Here is a 19,034-nt window from a genome sequence, read left to right as displayed (position 1 = left end):
TGATCTGCTTGTATATGTTTGAATTTCAGATACTTAAATATACTCAAGTACACTGGTTCTATCTATATTCACCTCCCAATAATTCTACATTTTATTAATCGAACTCAGGTTGATAAAAATCAATTAGTTATAATTTCTTGCCTGAAATTTTATAACTAAAATTTGACTTTACGATTTAGGGGGGTAAATTTAGTTTTATAGCTAAAAATTCACTTTTAAATTAAAAACTGTTTTTTACTTATTTCTCTTCTGCAATGAAATTTCTTCTTATTCCTTTGTTGCTTTCCCTTGTATTTTCTGCATTTGGTCAAGAAATCTGCGGAACGCCCGTAAACTCTGTTCCTCAACATTTTGAAGACAGTAATGAATTACCAAATGCACGAACTACACCAGAAGGTCTCTGTATTAATGTTCGCTTTCACATTGTAAGAGAGTCGAATGGTACCGGAGGGTTTAACCCTGCAAACATAAACAATGTCGTTCAGAATTTGAATGAAGTATTTAATCCTCATAGAATCTATATTAATAATCTTGGTGTCGATTTCATAAATAATTCGACTTACTTTAACTTGGGATCAAACGGATTTAATGGATTAATTGCCATTAATAATGACCCAAACGCAATCAATTATTACCTTGTCAATTCCGCTCCTTACGCTGGTCGTGTGGAAGAGATTTTAAGCAGGAATTTAGTTGTAGTTAATAATAGAGCTCTCACCAGCACGTCTCCTCATGAATTAGGACATTGCTTAAACTTATGGCACACTCATCATGGAAGAGGCTGTAACGATACAGGCGGTTGTGCGGAAAATATAAATGGCTCAAACTGTACAACTTGCGGGGACTTTGTATGCGACACTCCTGCGGATCCATGCGTACTAGGTCAGGTTGACGGTAATTGTCAATATACTGGTGGAGGAGGATTTAATCCTGATGCTACGAATTATATGTCATACGGAGGGAATTGCCGTACTAATTTCACGGAGGGTCAGATTGTCAGAATGCGAAATGCTATTGAGAACTCATCGGTACTTCAGCCTGTTCTAAGCAGTAATGGATGTATAATTCCGGAGCTTATTGGAGAAACAACTATTTGCTATAGTACCAACGGCGTGACATATTCTTTGCAAAATGGAGGGAATACCGTTTCATGGCAAGTTTCTTCCAATCTTCAAGTTCTATCCTCATCAAATACTAGCATAACTGTAAGACCTGTAAATTCCACGACTAACGGAGAAGCATTTGTAGAGGCTACATTGCCGCTTGAAACTATCAGAGAGGAAATTTGGATAGGCACCCATAAACCTACTGGATTTATAAGTGTGGTTGTCGATCCTTGGTTAGGTAGGGTAAAAGCGTATGTGAAGCCTGTGCTTGACGCTTCGAGTTATATTTGGTATTTGAATGGGCAAGTGGTAACAGGTCAGAACACTCACTATGGTGTTCTTCCAATCCCTAAAAACAACTGTTCGATACCTGGATACACAATAGGGGTTAAATCAATAAATCCCTGTGGAACTTCTTTAGAGTACTTCGGATATTATGTTAATCCATGTTATTCAGGTGGAACTTCATTCAATTTTTATCCTAATCCGGCTTCTGAAACTTTGACAATTGAAAAAATCAACCAAGCTGACAGTCTATCGTTTAGAAGTATTGAGGGGAAAACCTCTCATGTTTATAGAATATATGATCTTAGTGGATATCTTATCTTAGAAGGACTTGTAAATAGAAAATCGATCGTAGATATATCGAAAGTGAAAAAAGGCAGGTATGTATTAAAAATCATGCTTAAGAGTGATGAAGAGGAAACGCACCATATTATCATAGACTAAAAATCCAAACTTATGAAATATATAATTATAGTTTTGGCTCTCTTACTTCCTTTTGCTGGATGTAGCGATGTTGGGGCACCACAAGGAGTTGATTCAGTCCAAGGCACATGGCAACTGATTGAAACCTATGGAAGCGATGGAGGAGCTGGTAATTGGATGTCCATAGAAAATGGTTATACCTATACTTTTGAAGAGGATAATATTCTCCTTTCAAATAGATTTTCCTGCAACGGAACATATGTTGAAACAGCTGACAGTTTGACCATTGATTTTAATTGCACGGATGTTCAATTTCAACTAGTTTATGGTGTTTCTTATGAAGAAAATAGATTGGTACTTACTCCAGATCCAGCGAACTGTGACGAAGGATGCGCAGAGAAGTTCAAGAGAGTACAGTAGTGATTGAAATTGGGAGGTCTTCTAATTTGTTTTGTAATTACCTTGAGTAGGTGTACCGGTAAAACACCAATTTAAAGGCTTGCTTTCAGGTAAAGACCTGACGGCCTTTGTGAAGAGAAGTGTCTCAATGATGTAATTTGATACCTTTGAGATTTTTAAGAATCTCTTAAGTGTTTAAGTTTTAACCCGGATTATGCGTTAGGTTTCGTTGTGAAGACATTAATTGCAAGAAAATCAGGCTGTTTGGAGACTGAGGCATAGCACGGCTATGGTGAAGTCGAAAACAGCAATGTAATGGTTGATTTTGAAGCAATTAATGGCCGTAATAGAATTGCTAATGCATATTTCGGGTTTAAACTAGATTTTAACCTCCAAAGGATTTGATGCCTTTGGAGGTTTTTTATTTTTCGTCTATCGCTGGAGATAAGCAAGCAACTCCGCGCCGGGTAATTCCTTCGATTTGTAATACATACTGATCTGATGATCGGCGTGTTCTTTCTCCAATCGAAGCAGTTCTTCCACAGAGACTTTCATCGGCTTGTTTTCGGCACCGTTGTTGGCAAATTGCCATTCCTTGAGCTCATGCCCTTTGTCATCCTTTAAGACGATTGTCCTGTCGCTGCCCGATCCGTTCTTGGTGGTACAGTGGCTGTACTTGATCCAAAGCAGATCCTGGGGTGAGGCCTTGTCCAACTGGAGTGTACGAAGATTCAGCGGCTGATTGACAAACTGCTTCATGATGAGCTTGTCATTCAAATAGATCTCATAGCTGTCAAGACCGAGTTTTGGTGAAAAGGCCATGGTCGTCAAACCGAGAAGGAGCATCAGCAGCAGCCCGGTAAAAGCGAATTTCAATTTCGTTGTTTTCATGTGTTTATAATGGTTTTTTAATTGCCACATGGAATCTCGCATGGCTGAGAATCATCACGGAGTGTGTCGTTTGCGTCATGCTCGATTTCATCTTGCAAATGGTTTAAAATGAGAAAGTGTAACTGTTATTTTTTTAACTTGTAAGAAAGGCTTCAAGATCCTCTGATACAAAGCCGGTTGAAAAGGATCTTTGGGCTGGTCTTCCAGTAGCTTTACGGCAATGCTAAAAAAATGGGAAACCCAAGATTGAGAAAGTAGATCAACAGTCGGTTTATTAGATTTTCGGACTTTCAAAGTCTAAATCTGTTGGTCTATATTATTGGAAGTTGGTCTATTTCAGAAGATCGGATCTTTGAATTATCCGTAATTGAGTTGCAATACCCGCTTATGTTGATATCGCGCACCACATTCTTGAAGCCGAGCTTCCCGCACAGGGTTCTACATCTGTTATTTTGGACAGTCATCACCTTGATTTTCATCTACGACAGAAGGTACCTGATCATGAAGTTTAACTTGCCGGAGCATTTCATAGCCTGCGTGGTAGTCAGGATGGGCTTGCTCATCTCGCTGGTGTATTTTCATCTGAATGTGTTGGTTCCAAGATTTTTCAAGACAAGACAATTTCTCAAATACGCCATGGTCCTTTTGCTTTCCCTGGGAATCTATGTCAGCCTGCAAAATCTCTACGACATCTATCTGTATGGTTTTGTGATCGGAGACATCCGTAGCAGGGATTTTTGGAGTGCATTTCCCTACAATTTCTTTACAACCCTTTGGTACTTGGCTCTAACAGCTGGTCTTAAACTAAGCTTGGAACGATATGAGGATATACATAAACCGGAGCTAATCTTAAGTTCGCTGGATAAGGTTTCGGACGAGGGACAGGAACGGCAGGTTTTTTTGAAAAGTGGCACCAAACAGCTGATGGTAGATTTAGATTCGATTACCCATATTAAAGGATTGAAAGACTACTCGATCGTCTATACCACCGAAGATCAAATCATAGTTAAGGGATCTCTCAAGAACGCCGAAAATCTACTGGGCGCCAAAAAACTCGTTCGGGTACATAAGTCCTATCTCGTGGCACTGGACCGGATTAGAACGATTCAAGGAAATCAAATCATCTTGGACACTCACTCGATTCCCATCGGAAGATCCTATAAAAAGGAGCTTTATAAATTATTGATGCCATCCTGAATTTAGACTTTCCACACTATAGCAAAATGGATAAGGATGTAGTGTGAAAAAAGTCCAACTTAAAGTAGCCCAATGTTCTATCATAAAATAATCAAGGTTTTTGGAAAGAATTGTTTGAAACTTCCAGATCCATTCCCCACTCCCGAACTAGGCTAATCAGAATTTTCTTCTATTTTTGATCATGCTTTCCAAAAAGACCAAATATGCTCTACATGCCTTAACCTATTTAGGCAGGCATAAAGATGAGAAGACAGTTCTGATCCAAGAGATCGCTGAAGAGCATGGGATTTCCCATAAATTTTTGGAGAACATCTTATTGGAACTCAAAAAGGCTGGAATGCTGGGAAGTAAAAAAGGTAAAGGCGGGGGTTATTACCTGATCAAAGAACCTAAAGATATTCCGCTCTCCCGCGTTATCCGTTTATTGGATGGACCGATTGCTTTACTTCCTTGTGTAAGTTTGAATTATTATGAACCCTGCGATGAATGCAAGAATGAGGCAGTTTGTGGGATAAATAGGGTAATGATTCAAGTTAGAGACGAAACCCTTAAAATACTGGAAAACAAGACTTTAGAAGATATTTTGAAAGAAGAGTAAAATTTTTTTGTCATTAACCCTATATATTTTATAGGGTTTATATACTTTTGTACTTTATGCTCGTAATAACCTAGTATGATTTTAGACCAACCACTCAAAAAGCTGTTTGCCGGTAAACCGGGAAAAGATAGCAATGCGAAGAGCTTGCTAAAGTCGATCTCCTGGAGAATCGTCGGTACAATTGATACGATCATTATCTCGTATTTCGTGACAGGACAGCTCGTGATGGCGATCTCTATCGGTTCGGTTGAAGTGTTTTCTAAAATCATCTTGTATTATTTCCATGAGCGAGCTTGGGAAAGCGTCTCAAAAGTAGAATCCGATGATACAGAGAAAGAATTTGCATGAGTTAGAAGCTCAGTTGGAGCAACTGAGCGCACAAGAAGGATTGGCATTGATCGCGGATTTATTTCCCGGGAAAGTCACTTTTTCCACCTCCTTGGGTCAGGAAGATCAGGTGATCACCCAGCTCATCGCAGGTGGGAATATCCCTGTTCAGATCTTTTCTCTGGATACAGGAAGGCTTTTTCCAGAGACTTTAGACTTGCTCTCAAGAACCGAGGCCAAATACAAGCAAAACATTAAAGTATATTATCCCACTACCGATTCTGTAGAAAAGTTGGTTTCTGATATAGGCATCAATGGTTTTTATGAATCAGTGGAAAATAGAAAATCCTGCTGTTTTGTCCGGAAAGTGGAGCCTTTAAGAAGAGCTTTAGCCGGAAATGAGGTGTGGGTGACTGGGCTTCGCTCCGAGCAGTCTGCCAATCGTAATGACATGAAACGTATCGAATGGGATGAAGCTAATCAGATTATAAAATATAACCCATTGCTGGACTGGACTTTCGAGCAGATGATTGCATACATAAACGAAAAGAACATTCCCTACAACCCGCTTCATGACAAAGGTTTTATCAGCATTGGCTGTGCGCCTTGTACACGGGCGATTATGCAAGGGGAAGATGCCCGTGCAGGCCGCTGGTGGTGGGAAGATTCGAAAAAGGAGTGTGGGCTGCATGCTAAATGAGATGCAAATCCATAAATCGAAAACACAAAAATTAGTTAAGAAATAAAAATGGAAGTGCAATTTCAGCTCGTAAACTGTACTTCATAAATCATAAATTATTATGTCAGACCTATTAATACCTAATCCAAAAGAAGCAGAATCGATCCACATCATTCGTGAAGTGGCGGCGCAATTTGAGCGTCCGGTTTTGCTTTTTTCTGGAGGGAAAGACTCTATTACGCTAGTTAGGCTAGCTCAGAAAGCTTTTTATCCAGCGAGAATTCCTTTCCCCTTATTGCATGTGGATACAGGGCATAATTTTCCTGAGACCATAGAATTCCGGGATAGGCTTGTGGAAGAGCTTGGATTGGAACTAATCGTTCGCAATGTGCAGGATTCAATTGATCAGGGTAAGGTTCGTGAGGAGCGCGGAAGATATTCAAGCCGAAATACACTTCAGACCACCACCTTGTTGGATGCAATCGAGGAATTCAAGTTTGATGCTTGTATTGGTGGAGCCAGAAGGGATGAGGAAAAGGCTAGAGCTAAGGAAAGAGTTTTCTCGGTAAGGGATGACTTTGGCCAATGGGATGAGAAAAACCAGCGTCCGGAGCTTTTTGACATGCTCAATGGAAAAATACATGTAGGACAGAATGTGCGCTGTTTTCCTATTTCCAACTGGACAGAACTGGATGTATGGGAATATATAAAAACTGAAAATATCGAGATTCCTTCCATCTACTTTGCGCATGAGCGAGAGGTGTTCTTCCGGGATGGAATGATCTGGACTGCCAATGAGCATGTGTTCAGAGAAGAGCATGAGGAAGTACTTGTGAAAATGGTGCGATTCAGAACGGTGGGCGATATGACTTGTACCGCGGCTGTGCTTTCAGAAGCAGTTTCCTTGGATGATGTAGTAGGTGAAATTAGAGATTCTACAATTTCTGAGCGAGGTGCCAGGATCGATGATAAACGATCTGAAGCTGCAATGGAGACGAGAAAGAAAGTTGGATACTTCTAGAAAAGTACAAGGTATCAAGTACAAAGTACAAAGAAGTTGCGGCAAACGGCTGTCGTTATGCTGCTTCTCCAGAAGCAGTATTAATCACAAACTCTAGATTACCCTTTAAAAAGAAACAACATGTCTGAAAATAGAAAACTTATAAAAATCGCCACTGCAGGTTCTGTCGATGATGGTAAAAGCACACTGATTGGGCGATTGTTATACGACACCAAGTCCCTGACTACAGATAAGATCGAAGCAATCGAGCGTAGCTCCAAGCAACGCGGATATGATTACTTGGATTTCTCTTTGGCTACTGACGGCTTGGTAGCTGAGCGTGAGCAAGGAATCACTATTGATGTAGCTCATATTTACTTCAATACCGCTAAAACAAATTTCATCGTAGCCGATACTCCCGGTCACGTGGAGTACACGCGAAATATGGTGACTGGAGCTTCAACTTCGCAAGTTGCTATTATTCTTATCGATGCGAGAAAGGGTGTGATCGAGCAGACCTATCGTCATTTCTTCATTGCCAATTTACTTCGAATCAGTCATGTGGTTGTAGCGATCAACAAGATGGACTTGGTGGATTATGATGAGGAAGTATATCTAAAAATTAAAGCTGATTTTGATGCTTTGGTGGCAAAGTCAGATTTTACAGAAGATCAGATCACCTTTATTCCAGTTTCAGCCTTGAAAGGTGAAAATATCGCTCGTCAGTCAAAGGAGATGCCTTGGTATGTGGGAAATACACTTTTGGATCATTTGGAAGTATTGGAGCCATCTGATTTGGAAGTAAGTTCAGTAGCCAGATTCCCCGTGCAATACGTCATTCGTCCCAAAACGGAAGCTTGGCATGACTTCAGGGGTTTCTCTGGAATGCTTTATGGAGGAAATCTGAAAGTGGGTGATGAAGTGACGCTTCTGCCTTCTCTTAATACTTCTACGATCAAAAGTATCCACTATTTCGATCAGGAGATTCAAGAAGCTGCTCCGGGCAGTTCCATTGCAATCACCTTAGCTACAGAAGTGGATCTGAGCCGGGGAGATATGCTGGTAAAAAGCGGAGAATTGCCAACAAGCGAAAAGCGGCTTACCGCTACCATTTGCCAAGTAAATAATAAGCCGTTGAGAGTAGGTGGTAAATACATACTACAGCATGGTGTAAACCGTGTGATGGCAAAAGTAGATCAGATCGAATCCAGAATTCATACTGATTTTACGGGCACGGAGGAAGCAGTGCAATTAAAGCTGAATGATATCGGAAGAGTTCATTTCCGCTTGAGTAAACCTATCCATTTTGATTCCTATCATTCAAATAAATCAAATGGGAGCTTTATCCTTATTGATGAAGCGGAGTACGATACAGTTTCGGTTGGATTTATAGAATAATTACGAGTTACGAATGACGATTTACGACATTCAATAGGCTATTGAAATTCTTTTGATTTCCTGCTTTAACTCATCTCTATACCAGCCCTTATCATTAAAACCTATTACAGCCATGCAGAGCTTTAGAACCGAACTAGAAAATCCTATAGTAGAACAAGATATCATCGATTTAGAAAAGAAAATTGCACTTTTCAACGGTGGTAATATAGATGAGGAAAAATTCCGTAGCCTTCGTCTGGCACGTGGTATTTATGGCCAGCGTCAGCCAGGTGTACAGATGATCCGTATCAAATTGCCATATGGCCGTGTTTCTTCTGATCAGCTTCGCAGAATCTGCAAGGTTTCTGATGAATACTCTACGGGCAGATTACATATAACTACTCGCCAAGATATACAGATTCACTACGTGAGTTTGGACCGTACCCCTGAGTTATGGGCGGAATTAGAGCGGGATGATGTTACTATCCGAGAAGCTTGTGGTAATACGGTGAGAAACGTGACGGCCTCTGAGACTGCTGGCATCGACGCCAATGAGCCATTTGATGTAACTCCTTATGCAGATGCTGTTTTCAAATACTTTTTGAGAAATCCGATCTCTCAGGAAATGGGAAGGAAGTTTAAAATTTCCTTCTCGTCTTCTGATGAAGATACAGGGCTGAGCTATCTACATGATTTGGGTTTTATCCCAAAAGTGAAAGTGATCAACGGTACCGAAGTCCGTGGATTTAAGGTGTTGCTTGGTGGAGGCTTGGGATCCCAGCCTAGACATGCGGATGTGTTTTCTGAGTTTGTTGAAGCAGATCAGATCATTCCTTTTGCCGAAGCAGTGATCAGAATCTTTGACCGTCATGGCGAGCGTGCCAAGCGTATGAAAGCCAGAATGAAGTTCTTGATCAAAGATATCGGATTGGAAGCATTCCTGGAATTGGTAGAAAATGAGAAAAAAGCACTTCCATTCAAATCTTATCCGATTGATTTTGAATCTTATGACGCTGCGCAAAAGCTTCCTGAAGCTCCTGCTGCGATTGTAGAGGAAGAGCTTGGGTTAGATTTTGAACACTTCAAACTCACAAATATTTTTCCTCAAAAGCAAAATGGATTTGTATCTGTAGGTGTAAGAGTTACACTAGGTGATTTCTATACTGATCAGGCTAGAAAATTGGCTGACTTGGTGGAGAAATATGCGAGTGCAGAAGTCCGCTTCACACTTCGTCAAAACTTCCTGATACGTGATGTTCGCGAAGATTTGGTTCCTTACTTCTATAAAGAACTGAAGGAAATAGGGCTTGCTGCGGCTGGCTACAATACACTTGGTGATATCACTGCTTGTCCGGGAACAGACACTTGTAATCTCGGGATTGCTAGTTCTACCGGTATTGCAGCTGAATTGGAAAAAGTTATTCTAGCTGAGTACCCACAATACCTGAAAAATCAGGATTTGGTAATCAAGATCTCAGGTTGTATGAACGCCTGTGGTCAGCATAATATGGCTCATATTGGTTTTCAGGGTATGTCCATGAAGGCTGGTAAAGTTGTGATTCCTGCACTTCAAGTTCTGCTTGGTGGTGGTAATATGGGGGATGGAAGCGGACGATTTGCAGATAAAGTCACTAAAATTCCAAGTAAAAGGGGTCCTCAAGCATTGAGAGTGCTGCTGGATGACTATGAAGCAAATGCAAATGGGCTGGATTTCTTGAGTTATTATGACGAAAAAGGTCAAATCTATTTCTATGAGTTATTGAAGGAATTAGGTGATGCTTCTACGGTGACTCCTGCCGATTATGTGGATTGGGGAAATACAGAGGAATATAAAATTGCAGTTGGCGTGGGTGAATGTGCCGGTGTAGTTCTTGACTTGGTGGCTACCTTGCTTTTGGAAGCAAAAGAGAAAATCGACATAGCACAAAAATGCCTGGAAGAAGGCCGCTGGTCAGATAGTATCTATCATCACTATGCAGGCTTGATCAATGCTGCCAAAGCAATATTGCTCAGCGAAAGCCTAAGTGCGAATTCTTATGCAAACATTATAGCTCAGTTTGACGAAGCTTTCATCGCCAGTGGCAAAATTGATTTGGGCGGAACATTTGCAGAGAAGATCTACCAAATCAATCAAAATGAGCCTACAGAAGAGTTTGCAAATGCATATGCTGCACAGGCTTTGGAAATCTATGGTTTGCTGAAAAGTTACCGTGAGGAAGAGGTGACTGCATGACACCTATTATTCAGCCAAAAGTAACACTGGTCGGAGCCGGCCCGGGTGATCCTGAGTTGATCACCCTCAAGGCCGTTTTGGCGTTGAACAAAGCCGATGTGGTCTTGTATGACGCGCTAATCGACCCTGGTTTGCTAGATCATGCACCGGAGACAGCACAAAGAATATTTGTTGGCAAGCGAGTAGGAAAGCATTCCCAGCCTCAACAGGAAACTAATCAGCTTTGCGTTAGTCTGGCCAAAAAGTATGGTCATGTAGTTCGACTCAAAGGTGGAGATCCATTTGTTTTTGGACGTGGATCAGAGGAAATAGAATATATAGAAGCGTTTGGTGTCGCTACGGAGTCAATTCCCGGGATTACCTCGGCTATCGCTGTTCCAGCAGCTGCGGGAATTCCAGTGACCAAGAGAGGAATTTCCGAAAGCTTCTGGGTTGTGACCGGCACTACTTCAGCTGGTGAACTTTCTAAGGATTTGGCCTTGGCAGCGCAATCAACAGCGACTGTTGTTGTGCTTATGGGGACACGAAAGTTGGCTGAAATTTCGCGTGTTTATAGTAAGTTTGGAAAAGCTGATTTGCCGATAGCGATTATACAGAGCGGAACAACCCGTGAAGAGAAAATCGTGGCAGGCTATATTTATGATATTGAACAAAAGGCTGAAGATGCCCAAGTGGAAGCTCCGGCAATTATCATCATCGGAGAAGTAGTACGTGAAAGTATGAAGTTGGCCGAGTTGTACAGAGAAGTGGCTTTAGGAGCTGGAAGACAGTAGACGGAAGACCGAAGAAAAGAACCTGCAAATAAGCATTTTTTCGATGGAGAGCCTTCCTCGCCCTGGTACCTTTCAACCTAATTTGAATTCTGAAATTCCTATCGGCCGCCAAGTAAAAAAGTGCAGTTGACTTAGTCTATTGTCTTGAATCTAACATCTTGATACTGTAAAAAATGAATCATCTCTATCCCATATTTCTGAAAGTTCATGAACTTAACGTGCTTCTGATCGGTGGAGGAAATGTAGGTACAGAAAAATTGCAATTTTTGTTGAAATCAAGCCCCAATGCTCAGGTTACGGCAGTTTCAAGGGAATTCTCCCAGTCCTTTTTGGATCTGGCATCGACTACAGAATCTGTGACTATTATTGAAGATCTTTATCATGAAAAGTATCTTGGTGGCAAACACATCGTGATTGCTGCCACTGATGATAAGGCTGTAAACAGACAAATCAGAGATGAAGCGAAAGAGCGCTTTCTTTTGGTGAATGTAGCCGATACACCGGATTTATGTGATTTCTATTTGGGTGGAATAGTCACCAAGGGAAACCTGAAGATCGCTATCAGCACGAATGGCAAATCGCCTACAGCTGCCAAGCGACTTCGTCAATTGTTGGAAGAAGTGCTTCCCGAGGAATTGGATGATTTGCTGGATAATCTGAATGCGTATCGAGATACCCTGAAAGGTGATTTTGAATACAAGGTGAAGGCTATGAATGAGATTACTGAGGGGCTGGTAAAAAAGAAAGTTTAAGGTTGATTGCCTAAAGAATTTTCTAGTAAATAAATTCTGGTATTAAAGTCAATCTTCAATAGCGATAAAAAGGAGTTTTTCGCTTATACCTTTTGACGTCAAATAGAGTTTGTTGCTTTTTATTTCGTAGGATTCTACCGACTCGATTGCTTTTAAGAAGTTAGCTTCAAATTGTAATACAGGGAAAGTGCTAGAAGCATGATTTGGTATAAATTCTATTCCTTTTTCAGGAGCAACCATTGATAGGTTTTCTGAATCACTGCTGAAATAACATCCTGTGATTTTATTTGAAAATGTCCTGAGGTTGAAAGCATCCAAATTCTGGCATTCTGACAATTTGGAGTCCTCTTTAGAAAACTGCAGCGTTACTTTAAACACATTGTCGTAATCTTCACCTCCAAGCGCAAATACTGCTGTTCTTGCTAAGCAAGTCAGATTATCTAATGTTTCGTTATCGTTGGTGCTGCTCTGAAATCCTGCAAACTCCCACTCACTAAACAGATCAAAGGTCCCTATCTCGTCACTCAGATCATAGCAGCAAATGTCTTTGGGATTACACTTTGTCTCTACTGGAAGCGGAAGTGGCTCTACAAGCTCAGGATTTTCCAATTCTTGCGAGCAACCTAACATTAGAAGAATTGAAATTACATAAAGTTGATTTCTCATCATGCGAGTAGATTATAAATTCCATTATTATAAACGCATTTTGATAAGTTAAAGATTTTCTAGTTGGAATTATAAATTATTCACCCCTTTAAAACTCCCCTAGTTTTCAATTTTTTATTTCAGCCAGTTACCGTATTTTTGGGATTCCTTTAAAATACGCATTACCAACATCTATTTATGGCATATCTATTTACCTCAGAGTCCGTATCTGAGGGGCATCCAGATAAAATCGCAGATCAAATCTCTGACGCGTTAATTGACAATTTTTTAGCTTTTGATCCCAATTCCAAAGTAGCTTGCGAGACCCTTGTAACGACTGGCCAGGTGTTTTTGGCGGGAGAAGTGAATTCTGATATCTACCTTGATGTGCAGAAAATCGCCCGTGATGTAATCAATAGAATTGGCTACACAAAAAGTGAATACATGTTCGAAGGAAACTCTTGCGGTGTTCTTTCTGCTATTCATGAGCAATCTTCCGAGATCAACCAAGGCGTGGTCCGTGAAAATCCTGAAGAACAAGGTGCAGGTGATCAGGGGATGATGTTTGGCTATGCAACTAACGAGACTGAGAATTACATGCCATTGGCATTGGATCTTTCCCATATGATCCTTCGGGAATTGGCTGAATTGAGAAGGGAAAATAAGGAAATTACTTACATACGTCCTGACTCTAAAGCTCAGGTCACTATCGAATATAGCGATGATAATGTGCCACAGCGAATTGAAGCAATTGTAGTTTCTACGCAGCATGATGATTTTGACGAGGAAGAAAAAATGCTTGCCAAAATCAAGTCTGATATCACGTCGATCTTGATCCCAAGAGTAATTGCGAAACTGAAGCCAGAAATACAGAAGCTTTTCACTTCAGACATTAAATACCATATCAACCCAACTGGAAAGTTTGTCATTGGTGGACCTCACGGAGATACAGGTTTGACAGGAAGAAAAATCATTGTAGATACTTACGGTGGTAAAGGTGCCCACGGTGGAGGAGCATTCTCTGGGAAAGATCCTTCAAAAGTTGACCGTTCTGCTGCCTATGCAACACGTCATATTGCTAAGAACATGGTTGCTGCAGGCCTAGCGGATGAGGTTTTGGTACAGGTTTCTTACGCAATTGGAGTTGCTAAGCCAATGGGTATTTACATCAACACTTACGGTACTGCCAAAGTGGATATGCACGATGGGGCCATCGCAAAGAAAATTGAAGACCTCTTTGATATGCGTCCTTATGCAATTGAGCAGCGCCTGAAGCTACGTAATCCTATATATGAGGAAACTGCTGCTTACGGGCACATGGGAAGAACTAACGAAGTTGTCACGAAGACTTTCTATTCTCCTTACAGAGATGAGATCAAACTTGATGTGGAGCTGTTCACATGGGAAAAACTAGACTACGTGGATAGAATCAAAAAAGCATTCGAACTATAAAAACAAAAGCTTCCGAAAAATCGGAAGCTTTTGTTTTTTGTACCAAGATGCTAGACGTAAGAATCAAGATTACAAGTAGCCATCTATTTTTTTATCTTGAGTCAGGACTAAAGATCCTAAATGCGGTCTTTCTTGATACTTGAATCTAGATACTAGCTACTTAGGAAAACATCTCCTCAATCAGCTCTGTATAAAAGTCCTTTACTTCCATTCCCACTGCCCGAACTTGCTGGGAAATTAAGCTTGTTTCGGTTTGGCCTGGGACTGTGTTTACTTCTATAAAGTAAAATTTCCCGGTTTCATTTTGAAGAAAGTAATCTATACGGATTGCACCTTTACAGTTTAGCTTCGCATAGATCTTAGGGATAATGCGGTTGACGCGCGCAATTTCTTCCTGAGATTGACGGCCAGGTGTGATTTCCTCAGTAACTCCGGCCACATATTTAGCTTCGTAGTCAAAAAACTCTTTGCTGCTCACGATCTCAGTAGCGGGAAGAACGGTGATTTCTCCTCTTCCCTTATAACATCCGATAGAAAATTCCCTCCCGGATACGAATTCTTCGACAAGTACTTGTGTATCTTCAGCAAAAGCTTTTTCCAGGGCCTCTGGCAATTCTTCCCAAGTTTTCACCTTACTCATTCCTATAGAGCTGCCTCCATTGTTGGGTTTGATGAAAAGCGGTAGGGTCAGTTCATCTTCCACTCGCTTGAGATTTGAAGCTGAGTTTTCAAAGAGTTGAAGTGATTTGGCAATATGCAGTTCTTCAATATCGTCTACAATGGCTTTTGTATAGCCTTTGTTCATGGTAATGGCGGAGCTAAGCTGATCACAAGTGGTGTAAGGAATACCGATCATGTCGAAGTATCCAGCAAGTTTGCCATCTTCCCCCGGTGAGCCGTGAAGAATATTAAAGACTCCGTCAAAAGTGATTTTATCATCGCCAATCGTAATACTGAAGTCATTCAAGTCTACCGGAATTTTTTCCCCTGCCGCACTGAGAAAATGCCAATCTCCAGGATAGATCAGGATTTTATACACATCATAAAGTGCCCTATCGATGGTTTTTTCTACAACAGCAGCACTTTTCAATGAGATTACAGACTCTCCGGTATATCCGCCGGTGACCAAGGCAATTTTTCTCTTCATAGGTATCAGAATTAACGGTACGAATTACTCGAATTTTATGTTATTTCCCGCAGATTGTCGCAGATAACTACCGAAGATGATGGCAGAAACATAGGCTTGTGGAATAAAAATCAGAGATAATCAGCGTCCTTTTCTGCGCTCATCTGCGGGAAAACTCAAGCCAACTTAATCTGATCCAAATAGAATTTCATCCGGGTATGATCGCGTGGCAAAAAGTCAATTTTATCGATTTTGTCCTGCTTGTGATTATAGAAAACTTCCACGTATTCATTCTCCAACAAATATAAATTCACCTTGTGCTTGTAATAGCGAATACCCACTACGAAGGTGCCTTCTGTATAGAGGGTAGTTATTTTTTTGTGGAAAGGAAGGTTAGCGAATTCTTCTTTGCTCATAATCTACATTTGTACTCGTTAAGTTAAGAAAATGAAACGCTTTTTTTGTCAAAAAAAGATTGATTCCTGTCATGCTTCGACTTATACTTGAAAGTACAAAAACCACTATGCTGCGCAAACAATTCCGTTTTACCTCTTTTATTCTTGTTTTAGGATTGATGCTCTCCGCATCCTGCGCATCCAAAAAGAAAGCAGCGAATGAGCCTTTTAATACTGTGGTTCAGACTGCTAGAAGCTATACGGGTACACCTTATAGGTATGGCGGAACTACCCGTTCAGGAATGGATTGCTCCGCTTTAGTTTATCATTCGTTTTATTCAGTTGGAGTCAATATGCCTCGGATGTCAACGGATCAAAGTAAAATGGGTAAGAGTATTCGAACAAATGAGATTAAGCCCGGGGATGTATTGTTTTTCTCTACAGGTAAAAGAAGGAAGCAAGTCACCCACTCAGGAATTGTCACCGAGACCTCACGTGGAGATGTCCGTTTTATCCACTCTTCCACTTCACTAGGTGTTTCCGAAGATTACTTGAGCAATAATTATTGGTCCAAGGCATTTTTATTTGCAAGAAGAGTTTTGGATTAATTCTAGAAAGACAAGCTGTTTAAGGCTAATGATTGACAATTAATTGAGATGCTGCACATTATTTCCCAAATATCCTTTGGGTTTAGGCATTATTGGTTAATTTTGCGGTCGAATTCAAAAAGCACATCCTTTTTACATTTCAATTATCAAATGGCAAATATTGGAAAGATAACTCAAGTGATCGGGCCCGTAGTGGACGTTTCCTTTGAAGGCGGCAAGCTGCCTAATATCCTTGACGCGGTAGAAGTTACCAAAGAAAATGGCCAAGTGGTCGTAATGGAAGTTCAACAGCACTTGGGTGAAGATCGAGTGAGAACTATCGCAATGGACTCATCTGAAGGGATGGTTCGTGGCATGGAAGTTAGAGACCTTGGTCTTCCTATTTCAGTTCCCACAGGTGAGGCTATCAAAGGCCGTCTTTTCAACGTGGTAGGAGAAGCTATCGATGGTTTACCTCCTGTTCCTGCTGGAAAGAGACTTCCAATACACAGATCAGCTCCTCGCTTCGAAGATCTTTCTACAGCTACAGAAGTACTTTTCACAGGAATCAAAGTAATTGACTTGATCGAGCCTTATGCAAAAGGCGGTAAGATCGGATTGTTCGGTGGTGCCGGTGTAGGCAAAACTGTATTGATCCAGGAATTGATCAACAACATTGCGAAAGCATATGCTGGTCTATCTGTATTTGCAGGTGTAGGTGAAAGAACAAGAGAAGGAAATGACTTGTTAAGAGAAATGATCGAGTCAGGTATCGTGACATACGGTGATGACTTCGTCCATAGCCTTGAAGAAGAAGGTGGATGGGATCTTTCTAAAGTTGATTTGAAAAAATTAGAAGACTCTAAAGCAACCTTTGTTTTCGGTCAGATGAACGAGCCTCCAGGGGCACGTGCACGTGTGGCTTTGACTGGTTTGACTTTGGCAGAATATTATAGAGATGGTGACGGTGAAGGAGCAGGTAAGGATATTCTTTTCTTTATCGACAATATCTTCCGGTTTACTCAGGCAGGTTCTGAAGTGTCCGCACTTCTTGGCCGTATGCCATCTGCGGTAGGTTACCAGCCAACATTGGCAACAGAAATGGGTACCATGCAGGAGCGTATCACTTCTACGAAAAACGGTTCCATTACTTCCGTACAGGCAGTTTATGTACCAGCGGATGATTTGACTGATCCGGCTCCGGCAACGACTTTCGCTCACTTGGATGCTACTACTGTATTGTCAAGAAAAATCGCCGAGCTAGGTATCTATCCAGCGGTGGATCCATTGGATTCTACATCTCGTATCCTTTCTCCGGATATCTTGGGCGAGGAGCACTACGGATGTGCACAGCGTGTGAAAGAGATTCTTCAGCGTTACAAAGAATTGCAGGATATCATTGCGATCTTGGGTATGGAAGAGCTTTCTGAAGAAGATAAGCAAGTCGTACATAGAGCAAGACGTGTACAGCGTTTCCTTTCTCAGCCATTCCACGTAGCGGAGCAGTTTACTGGCTTGAAAGGTGTATTGGTAGATATCAAAGACACCATCAAAGGCTTCAACATGATCATGGACGGTGAGTTGGATCACCTACCTGAAGCAGCGTTCAACTTGGTAGGTAGCATCGAAGATGCAATTGCTAAGGGTGAGAAAATGTTGGCTGAAGTCAAATAAGTTAGTTGTGTGTTGCCAGTTGTACGTTCTAGAAACAAGCAACTAACTACCCATAACATCTCATAAATTTATCAGGGCATTACTTTTGGCTTTTAAGAAAGTGGCCTTTTAAAGATTCATTTTAATTCCATGCATTTAGAAATCGTCACACCGGACAAAAAAGTATTTCAGGGTGAAGTATCCGAGGCCAGTTTTCCTGGTGCCAATGGATCATTTCAGGTGCTGAATAATCACGCTCCTATCGTTTCGGCTTTGGCAAAAGGAACTGTTTCCTTTACCACTCCGGAGGGAAAGCAATCCATGGTCGTCGATGGAGGCGTAGTGGAAGTAAAAGATAATGTAATTGTATTGCTGGCTGAGAAAGTAGTCGCGTAAGCGCAATCCATCTAACTATATGAAAAAGGTCTCCTGTGTAAATGGGAGACCTTTTTTTGATATTTACCTGCGATGGCTAGTTGACGTCCTCGCGCTAAGAGAAGAGATCGCTAACAATACCCTATTCTTTAGCATGGAACCATTCGTCCTTTTGTTGATTTATCCTTCTGAAGAGAGTGCTTTAACCCAATTTGGACCCTGATCCGTCTCAGGCTAGGGCTCATTGTCATACCCATCTAGGAGTATCGGCGCTGCAATTCTTTTTCTTCTTTTCGAGGGGTTTGTCAGTAGCTTGTTTTCGAGATTTATATTCTATACCTTTGCAGCCACGAAAGGGGGTGTATAGATATGATCATAGTTAACGTAAAAGAGAACGAATCAATCGAGAAAGCGCTAAAGCGTTTCAAAAAGAAGTTTGACAAGACTGGTGCAGTCCGTGAACTTCGTGCGAGACAAGCTTTCACTAAGCCTTCCATCAAAAGAAGAGCACAAGTAATCAAAGCAGCTTACAAGCAGCATCTTCAAGAAGAANTGCAGTCCGTGAACTTCGTGCGAGACAAGCTTTCACTAAGCCTTCCATCAAAAGAAGAGCACAAGTAATCAAAGCAGCTTACAAGCAGCATCTTCAAGAAGAAGCAGCGAAGTAATCAAATTTGATCTTCCTATACCAAACGCACTTGTCGTCAGGCAGGTGCGTTTTTTTTTATGGACTTTTGTGATTTCAATGCGTATCATTTGAG

19 protein-coding genes and 1 pseudogene are annotated in these 19,034 nt (G+C 41.1%); 16 read left to right on the top strand and 4 right to left on the bottom strand.

From position 1 onward, the window contains the following. Window positions 1-254 precede the first annotated feature (254 nt). Window positions 255-1,835 carry a zinc-dependent metalloprotease gene (locus SYJ56_RS01970; RefSeq protein WP_323831881.1) on the top strand — a complete coding sequence of 527 codons (1,581 nt, stop codon included), beginning with the start codon at window positions 255-257 and terminating at the stop codon, window positions 1,833-1,835. 12 nt (window positions 1,836-1,847) lie between these two features. Beyond that, window positions 1,848-2,234 carry a hypothetical protein gene (locus SYJ56_RS01965; protein WP_323831879.1) on the top strand — a complete coding sequence of 129 codons (387 nt, stop codon included), beginning with the start codon at window positions 1,848-1,850 and terminating at the stop codon, window positions 2,232-2,234. Window positions 2,235-2,645: 411 nt separating this feature from the next. Here the strand turns inward: SYJ56_RS01965 and SYJ56_RS01960 are convergent, their stop codons facing one another. After that, window positions 2,646-3,104: a hypothetical protein gene (locus tag SYJ56_RS01960; RefSeq protein WP_323831877.1), complete on the bottom strand. Its 459-nt coding sequence runs from the start codon at window positions 3,102-3,104 to the stop codon at window positions 2,646-2,648. A gap of 501 nt (window positions 3,105-3,605) precedes the next feature. On the opposite strand from SYJ56_RS01960, the gene SYJ56_RS01955 reads away from it, so the two are divergent. From SYJ56_RS01955 to SYJ56_RS01915, 9 genes are all read left to right on the top strand, one after another. Then, window positions 3,606-4,301: a LytR/AlgR family response regulator transcription factor gene (locus SYJ56_RS01955; RefSeq protein ID WP_323831875.1), complete on the top strand. Its 696-nt coding sequence runs from the start codon at window positions 3,606-3,608 to the stop codon at window positions 4,299-4,301. Window positions 4,302-4,482: 181 nt separating this feature from the next. Beyond that, entirely contained in the window at window positions 4,483-4,899 is a 417-nt protein-coding gene (locus SYJ56_RS01950; protein ID WP_091692533.1) for an RrF2 family transcriptional regulator, read from the top strand. Window positions 4,900-4,974: 75 nt separating this feature from the next. Further along, a complete protein-coding gene (locus SYJ56_RS01945) occupies window positions 4,975-5,247 on the top strand; it encodes a DUF2061 domain-containing protein (protein ID WP_323821980.1) in 273 nt (90 codons plus the stop codon). Further along, window positions 5,222-5,926 carry a phosphoadenylyl-sulfate reductase gene (locus SYJ56_RS01940; protein ID WP_323831873.1) on the top strand — a complete coding sequence of 235 codons (705 nt, stop codon included), beginning with the start codon at window positions 5,222-5,224 and terminating at the stop codon, window positions 5,924-5,926. Before SYJ56_RS01945 ends, SYJ56_RS01940 begins: the two co-directional genes overlap by 26 nt. A 100-nt stretch (window positions 5,927-6,026) precedes the next feature. Continuing rightward, a complete protein-coding gene (gene cysD, locus SYJ56_RS01935) occupies window positions 6,027-6,926 on the top strand; it encodes a sulfate adenylyltransferase subunit CysD (RefSeq protein ID WP_323831871.1) in 900 nt (299 codons plus the stop codon). 120 nt (window positions 6,927-7,046) lie between these two features. Beyond that, window positions 7,047-8,303, top strand: coding sequence for a sulfate adenylyltransferase subunit 1 (locus tag SYJ56_RS01930; protein ID WP_323831869.1), 1,257 nt, complete (start codon window positions 7,047-7,049; stop codon window positions 8,301-8,303). A gap of 112 nt (window positions 8,304-8,415) precedes the next feature. Then, the gene (locus SYJ56_RS01925) at window positions 8,416-10,515 is read left to right on the top strand and encodes a nitrite reductase (protein ID WP_323831867.1); all 2,100 of its coding nucleotides are present in this window, start codon (window positions 8,416-8,418) and stop codon (window positions 10,513-10,515) included. Then, window positions 10,512-11,288, top strand: a complete 777-nt coding sequence (cobA, locus tag SYJ56_RS01920; protein WP_323831865.1) for a uroporphyrinogen-III C-methyltransferase — start codon at window positions 10,512-10,514, stop codon at window positions 11,286-11,288. The genes SYJ56_RS01925 and cobA overlap by 4 nt, the downstream gene beginning before the upstream one ends. A gap of 173 nt (window positions 11,289-11,461) precedes the next feature. Further along, entirely contained in the window at window positions 11,462-12,040 is a 579-nt protein-coding gene (locus SYJ56_RS01915; RefSeq protein ID WP_323831863.1) for a precorrin-2 dehydrogenase/sirohydrochlorin ferrochelatase family protein, read from the top strand. 48 nt (window positions 12,041-12,088) lie between these two features. Here SYJ56_RS01915 and SYJ56_RS01910 read toward each other — a convergent pair whose 3' ends face one another. Next, window positions 12,089-12,706: a hypothetical protein gene (locus tag SYJ56_RS01910; RefSeq protein ID WP_323831861.1), complete on the bottom strand. Its 618-nt coding sequence runs from the start codon at window positions 12,704-12,706 to the stop codon at window positions 12,089-12,091. Between the two features lie 177 nt (window positions 12,707-12,883). On the opposite strand from SYJ56_RS01910, the gene metK reads away from it, so the two are divergent. Then, window positions 12,884-14,137 (top strand): methionine adenosyltransferase, encoded by a 1,254-nt coding sequence (gene metK, locus SYJ56_RS01905; RefSeq protein WP_323831859.1) that lies wholly within the window; start codon window positions 12,884-12,886, stop codon window positions 14,135-14,137. Window positions 14,138-14,297: 160 nt separating this feature from the next. Here the strand turns inward: metK and SYJ56_RS01900 are convergent, their stop codons facing one another. Next, window positions 14,298-15,284 carry a D-alanine--D-alanine ligase gene (locus SYJ56_RS01900; protein ID WP_323831857.1) on the bottom strand — a complete coding sequence of 329 codons (987 nt, stop codon included), beginning with the start codon at window positions 15,282-15,284 and terminating at the stop codon, window positions 14,298-14,300. A 155-nt stretch (window positions 15,285-15,439) separates the two neighbouring features. Continuing rightward, window positions 15,440-15,679: a hypothetical protein gene (locus tag SYJ56_RS01895; RefSeq protein ID WP_323831855.1), complete on the bottom strand. Its 240-nt coding sequence runs from the start codon at window positions 15,677-15,679 to the stop codon at window positions 15,440-15,442. A 107-nt stretch (window positions 15,680-15,786) separates the two neighbouring features. Between SYJ56_RS01895 and SYJ56_RS01890 the strand changes: the two genes are divergently transcribed. The 4 genes and pseudogenes from SYJ56_RS01890 to rpsU all read left to right on the top strand — a co-directional run. Beyond that, window positions 15,787-16,266, top strand: a complete 480-nt coding sequence (locus tag SYJ56_RS01890; RefSeq protein ID WP_323831853.1) for a C40 family peptidase — start codon at window positions 15,787-15,789, stop codon at window positions 16,264-16,266. A 150-nt stretch (window positions 16,267-16,416) separates the two neighbouring features. Further along, entirely contained in the window at window positions 16,417-17,919 is a 1,503-nt protein-coding gene (gene atpD, locus SYJ56_RS01885) for a F0F1 ATP synthase subunit beta (protein ID WP_323831851.1), read from the top strand. 129 nt (window positions 17,920-18,048) lie between these two features. Then, window positions 18,049-18,294 carry an ATP synthase F1 subunit epsilon gene (atpC, locus tag SYJ56_RS01880; protein ID WP_091692508.1) on the top strand — a complete coding sequence of 82 codons (246 nt, stop codon included), beginning with the start codon at window positions 18,049-18,051 and terminating at the stop codon, window positions 18,292-18,294. Window positions 18,295-18,642: 348 nt separating this feature from the next. After that, window positions 18,643-18,825 (top strand): annotated as a pseudogene (rpsU, locus tag SYJ56_RS01875) (30S ribosomal protein S21); the annotation flags it as partial. Window positions 18,826-19,034 lie beyond the last annotated feature (209 nt).

The sequence above is a fragment of the Algoriphagus aurantiacus genome, assembly GCF_035156405.1.
In the GTDB taxonomy this organism is placed as follows: domain Bacteria; phylum Bacteroidota; class Bacteroidia; order Cytophagales; family Cyclobacteriaceae; genus Algoriphagus; species Algoriphagus aurantiacus.
The sequence above is the reverse complement of the archived record's forward strand: the minus strand, read 5'-3'. Positions and strand labels throughout refer to the sequence as shown.